We start from the raw sequence: 5726 nt of genomic DNA, 5'->3' as shown, positions 1-5726 counted from the left end.
CACACGCCCGCACCACGCACCCCACCACCCGCAATGCCGCCCGCCGCCGCGCGTCGCACGCCTCCACCAGCCGCCGATGCGTGTGCCGTCGATGCCCGTCGTAGAGGGTCACCCTCAGCGCCCCCTCCCGATACCGCAGCGAGACGTACACCTCGGCATCCGGCGTGAACCGCCACGCACACGCCACGAATTCGGCCACCACCTGCACGGCCGGGTCCACCATGCCGTCCAGCCCGTGCGCCTGGAGCATGGCCCGCGTGGACGCCCGAGCGATCCATGAACTCAACGGCCCGGCGGGCAAGGTGAAGCTGTACGCGAGCGTCTCGGGCCCCGGCGGAGGCGTACTGGCCTCCGGGCGACTCTCCGTGAAAACGGGACAGGCCAGAACAGCGTTCATCGCCGACATGAGCAACTCCTTTGTTGTTGCAGGTGACCCGACGGCACATCGGACTCACACGAGGGCACCTGGGCAGGCTCGCGCCACACACTTCCGACCCAAGCGGGCCGTAGGCGACTCGTCACTGACAGTAGGTCATAAAGGGGTACGTGTGCCACATAGTCCACCGCATTGCCTCCGTTGAACTGGACCAGCGTCACACCCCCGGTGCAGACTGACCCGACCACCAGGAAGAAAGGGCACCGATGCCAACAAGGCCCGCTCCGACGGAACGTCAGAGGCGGCTGGGCGCCGAGCTGCGCAGAATGAGGCTCTCGGCCGGGCGAACCACGGAGTACGCCGCCGGACTGCTCGGGCTGGACCGCACGAAGGTCTCCAACATGGAGTCGGGCGCCCGCGCCACCTCCCCCGAACGAATCCGGATACTCGCCAGCAACTACGACTGTGCGGACGAGCCCTACATCGACGCGCTGGCCGCCATGGCCGACGTGCGCAAGCGGGGATGGTGGCAGCAGTTCAAAGGCTCACTCCCTCAAGGACTGCTGGACGTAGCCGAGTTGGAATGGTTCGCCTCCCGGTTGCGCACCTACCAGACCGTGCACGTCCCTGGGCTCCTCCAACTCGGTGAGTACGCCCGGGCCATCTTCGCCTCCGCGCTCCCGCCCCTGCCGAAGTCGGAGGTCGAACTCCGCGTCGTACAGCGCCTACGACGCCAGCAACTCCTCGACCGGGACCAGCCCGAACCCGTGGACTACGTCGCATACGTTCACGAATGGGCCCTGCGGATGCAGTTCGGGGGCCGACGCGTCACCCGCGAACAGCTCATGCACCTGTGCGAGGCTTCAGAGCGCGACAACGTAGAGGTGCGCGTGCTCCCCGTTGAGGCCGGAGCCTTCCCCGGCGCCGGGCATGCCGTGCTCTACGCCGAAGGTCCCGTACCGCAACTGGACACGGTGCATCTGGACTCCGCACACGGCGGCGAGTTCACTCACTCCGATGCCCAACTCGGCAAGTACCGCGCCCATATGGACTGGTGGCACACCCACACCCTCAAGCCGCTCGACTCGCGCGACTTCATCTTCTCCATCGCCCGCCAACTCTGACCCGAGGAGCCACCATGGCTGACATCACCTGGGAAGAGCCCTTCTGCGCCGAAGGCAACAACTGCTTCCGCCTCGGCACCGACCCCCAAGGCAACGCCTACATAGCCGTCGCCGGCCAGGAAGACACCTACCTCACCGACACCCGCGAAGCGCTCCGCACCCTCATCCGCGACATCAAGGCAGGGAAGGCCGACCACCTCCTCTAGTACTCCGGCGCGTTCCCGCCTGTCCCCGGGAACGGGGCAACCCCCTTGCCCCGAGGGCGGATCCGTTCAGGCGGCGCGTCGCGTTGTCAGTGGCCCCCGATACGTTTGGCAAGTGCCACGGGCCGCAAGGCCACGCCGTGCACAGCGCGACCGGTATGACCGACCGGTACGCCCCGGACGACGTAGGGACACCCATGGAACCCGTATTCGCCGACTTCTCCACCAACCCGGCCCAGCTGTCGAACGCCGTGGTCGCCCACCACCGCTGCGGGATCGCCCCCTCACATCTCGCGCTGGGCGCCGGCGGACACATCAAGGTGGACTTCACGGTGGGCGAGCGGGAGGAGATCGCCGAGGCCGTCGTCACGGTGACCGTTCTCGGTGCGAGCGCTCCGATGGATGTCCTGCTCAACGGCAAGGCCCTCGCGGAGCAGCTGGCGATACCGGGGGACGGGGACGGGGGGCACAGCGACCCGCAGGTCACCGTCCTCAGTGTGCCGGGGGAACTCCTGGCCGCCGGTGACAACCTTCTTGAGGTACGCAACCCGGAGGGCGCGGAAGGACTGCTGCGGCTGCGTGCCGTCACCGTGGACCCCGCGCACGACCGGGACCGGTCGGAGCGGGCCCTGGCGGCCCGGACGGCCAAGCGGTCCGTCGTTGCCTTCAGCACCGAGTTCCGCGCCCCCGGCTCCACCGCCTGGCAGACCGCTCCCCGGCTGCTCTTCCACATCGACAGCGGTGAGCGCGTCATGCCCGCACACCTCGCCTGGCGCGGGGCGGACGGATCGGAGGCGGCGATCGGGCTGCGGGCGGACCTGTCCGGTTTCCTGGGTCACCGGAGGACCGCCGACGGTGCGGTCACCGAGTACCGCGGCACGCTCACCGACCGCTGGGCCTACCCCGAGGGCACGGCCGGAGCTCCACTGCACCGGTTCTCCACCGAGGAGGGTCACGACGGCGCCTGGTCCCCCTCCGGCGAGCTGCGGCTGCTGCTCGACGACGGCGGCGCGCCCGTGGTGCGCGTGTCCTGGACCGACCGGCGCGGCACCACCGCCTCGGTCGTCCTGAGCTCCGCCGGCACGCCCGAGGTGCGGGAACCTGTCGGCGAGCTGCGGGACATCACCCGTACGGTTGCCGGCATCGAGGCGAGCGACGAGTTCGAGATGGCGGGCGAGGTCGCGGAGAACCTGCTCAGCAAGTCCCGGAGCAAGTGGCTGGCGAACGACGACACCGCCGAACTGGACTTCACCCTTGAGCACCCCGCCGCCGTCGCCGTGTACCGGCTGACCTCGGCGAACGACGCCCCCGACCGGGATCCGGAGGACTGGGAGCTGCAGGGATCGCACGACGGCGATCACTGGACGACCGTGGACTCCCGCACCGGCGAACGCTTCAGGAAGCGCCACGAGACGAAGGAGTACTCCGTCGCCTCCCCCGCGTCCTACGCCCACTACCGCCTCAGCATCACCTGCAACCACGGCTCCGACCTGACCCAGCTTTCCCGGGTCCAGTTCCTCTCCGGCGAAGTCCCGGCCGCCGGGCCGTCGCATGGTGCCACCGACTTCACCGGCTACCGCACCACACGCGGGGGCGACCCCGTCGGGTACCGGGGCACGACCGTTCCCGGCCCCTGGTCCGACGCCCCCGGTCAGGAGGAGGGGCAGGGGCCGGAAGCGGGGCAGGCCCTGCAGAAGCTGCTCGCCGGCGACCTGGGTGAGACGGCGCGTGGCCTGGACGACGCCGCCCGGCTCATCGGCAAACTGGCGGAGTACCTGAAGAACTCCTGAAGCCCCGGCGCCGGCACACTCACTCCTCGCCGGTATCTCCCCACAGCGTCCCGATCCACTGTGGGGAGATGCCACAGAAGGCTGCCGTTACGTCAGGCCTTTCGCGTTCCCGTCCCCGTACCCGTCACGAGGACCGGGCCGGTGAAGGTGTTGGCCGTGCAGCCCGGGCCGGAGAGGGTGACCCTGTCGCGGGTGCCCGTGATGGACAGTGCGCCGGTCACCGTGCTGCCGCAGATCTCCACGGTGCCCGCGCCGGAGGTCTGCACCGCACCCGTGATGTCGGAGCCGCGCACCACGAGGCTCGCTCCGGAGGTGACCTGGACGGCGCCGGACAGCTGTGCGTTGTCCAGGCAGGTCGTACCGGACGTGACCAGCAGCGCCTCGCTGTGCTTGCCGGTGATGGTCCGGGTGCAGGAGGGAGACTTCGGCACGCGGGAGCGGTAGTCCAGGGCGAAGGCGAGCTTGCCCGGCTTGGCGTTGCTCAGCGGTAGCGACAGGTCACCGAACTCGCCCTTGGTCTCGCTCTTGCCGTTGTTCCACTCGGCGAGCCGGCCCATCTCGTCGGCGGTGCGCCCGCCCGCTATCACCGTGTCACCGGGAACGTCCGACATCGCCTTGGAGGTGTCGCGGATGGCAGCGAGGTAGGAGTCGAACGACGTCAGGTCGTACTGCGAGAGGTCGTCCCGGTCGCGCAGCCAGGAGCCCCACAGGAACTCCAGGAACTCCGCCGAACCGGCCGCCTGGTCGTAGCCGATGCCGCGCGTGAAGTACACCAGGCTGCGGTAGCGGTCGTCGTGGAAGCGGGACAGACCGAGCCGGGTCGGGAGTTGGTCCACGGTGATGGCGCGGCCGTTCTCGTCCTTCAGCCAGACCTGGTTGTCGTCCTTCATCCTCTGCCAGAAGGCCTCGGTCGACAGTCCGCTCAGGTTGGCCGTCACCCGCAGGCGTATGCGCGTCTTCGGGCCGCCGTCCGCCGCCTCCCAGAACGACGTCAGCGAGTGGTGGCCGTCCGTCAGATACAGCGCGCCGCCCGGGCCGACGACCACGGTCTTCATCGCCCCGAGGCTGTCCTCGGTCTCCTGCCCGGCCGGGATCGAGCAGGTGAAGGAGGACGGGTTGGCGAGCGTGGCGCCCGCGTCCACCGAGGCGGCCTCTCCCTGCCCGTTGGTCTCGCACCAGTCGTCGAACCGCTTGTTGAACTTCCCGCGGTCCTCGTCCTTCGTGCTGGAGTACCGCCCCAGCTTGTAGAAGATCTGGTCGTAGCCGAGGGAGGGCTGCGTGGGCCGGAGCTGGTCGAGGGTGACCTCGATCAGGTCACCCTCCTGGGCCGACGCCGCGCCCCGCGCCTGGGGCGTCGCAGCGACCGCCGGGGTGGCGGCCAGGGCACCGCCCAGCAGGAACGCGCAGCTCATGGCCGCGACTCCCTTGGCCAGGCCGCCTTCGCGCGACGTACGGGCACGGCGGGGGGCAGCCGACGTGCGGACGCGGGCGGGCCGAACGGGGGTCGAGCCGGTCATGGACACTCCTACGGGACGAGTGGCGGGCACGGGCGAACGAAGCAGAGGCAGGGGCGCGTGGCTGGAACCACAACGCGTGCCGGGAACGGCGCATCCCGGCACACCCCGGCGCACATATCCAGCCAGCCGTACCGTCCCGGGGGACGACGCCCGAGTGACCCATTGGCGTCCAGCAGGTAAACGAACGCGTATTGCCCCTGCCCGCAGCCGAGTTGACGAGGTGACACCGGTACCCGCCGTCCTGGGCCGACGTTTCGTGCGACGCTCCGGGTCGGCCAGTTGCAGCACACGTGTCTCGAAGGTCAGACTTCGGTGAGGTACGGCAGTGACGACGGGGGTTGGCTCAAGTGGATGGCGCCGGAAAGGACTTGGGAGCGGCCCGCGGCCGCCGCGATCCCCACGTCCCGGACCAGCCCCAGGAGCAGCCCCACTCACAGCCCCAGGCTCAGGCGCCGGCCCAGACCCACCCTCAGAGCCAACCCCACACTCCGCCCCAGACCCACGCGCAGAGCCAGCCGCAGGCTCCGGCATCGCCCTCCGGCCCGGCGCCGGCTCCTCCCTCGCCTCCGGCCGCGCACACCAACACCCTCTACGGCACCCCGAACATCGCGGGCAGCACCATCCAGGTCGGCGACGTCACCAACCTCCACGTCCACTCGGCGCCCGCCGGCGACCCCGCGAGCGGCCAGGTTCCGCACCCCAGCCCACCCCCGGTT

Annotated in this window: 5 protein-coding genes and 1 pseudogene; 4 read left to right on the top strand and 2 right to left on the bottom strand. The window is 69.9% G+C overall.

Annotated elements, in window-relative coordinates; genetic code table 11:
• Positions 1–406: ATP-binding protein (locus FPZ41_RS44380; RefSeq protein ID WP_194236444.1), on the bottom strand; the 406-nt coding region annotated here is incomplete at its 3' end.
• A 236-nt stretch (positions 407–642) separates the two neighbouring features.
• On the opposite strand from FPZ41_RS44380, the gene FPZ41_RS44375 reads away from it, so the two are divergent.
• From FPZ41_RS44375 to FPZ41_RS44365, 3 genes are all read left to right on the top strand, one after another.
• Positions 643–1500, top strand: coding sequence for a helix-turn-helix domain-containing protein (locus tag FPZ41_RS44375; RefSeq protein WP_152870343.1), 858 nt, complete (start codon positions 643–645; stop codon positions 1498–1500).
• A gap of 14 nt (positions 1501–1514) precedes the next feature.
• A complete protein-coding gene (locus FPZ41_RS44370; RefSeq protein WP_152870341.1) occupies positions 1515–1706 on the top strand; it encodes a hypothetical protein in 192 nt (63 codons plus the stop codon).
• A gap of 194 nt (positions 1707–1900) precedes the next feature.
• The gene (locus tag FPZ41_RS44365; protein ID WP_152870340.1) at positions 1901–3493 is read left to right on the top strand and encodes an alpha-1,2-mannosidase; all 1593 of its coding nucleotides are present in this window, start codon (positions 1901–1903) and stop codon (positions 3491–3493) included.
• Between the two features lie 92 nt (positions 3494–3585).
• Here FPZ41_RS44365 and FPZ41_RS44360 read toward each other — a convergent pair whose 3' ends face one another.
• A complete protein-coding gene (locus FPZ41_RS44360; protein ID WP_152870338.1) occupies positions 3586–5010 on the bottom strand; it encodes a ParB/Srx family N-terminal domain-containing protein in 1425 nt (474 codons plus the stop codon).
• Positions 5011–5378: 368 nt separating this feature from the next.
• On the opposite strand from FPZ41_RS44360, the pseudogene FPZ41_RS49240 reads away from it, so the two are divergent.
• A pseudogene (locus FPZ41_RS49240) lies at positions 5379–5726 on the top strand (hypothetical protein); the annotation flags it as partial.

This window comes from Streptomyces acidicola (genome assembly GCF_009377235.1).
Classification (GTDB): Bacteria; Actinomycetota; Actinomycetes; order Streptomycetales; family Streptomycetaceae; genus Streptomyces; species Streptomyces acidicola.
Note: the sequence above shows the minus strand (reverse complement) of the source record. Positions and strands in the feature narration are given on the sequence as shown.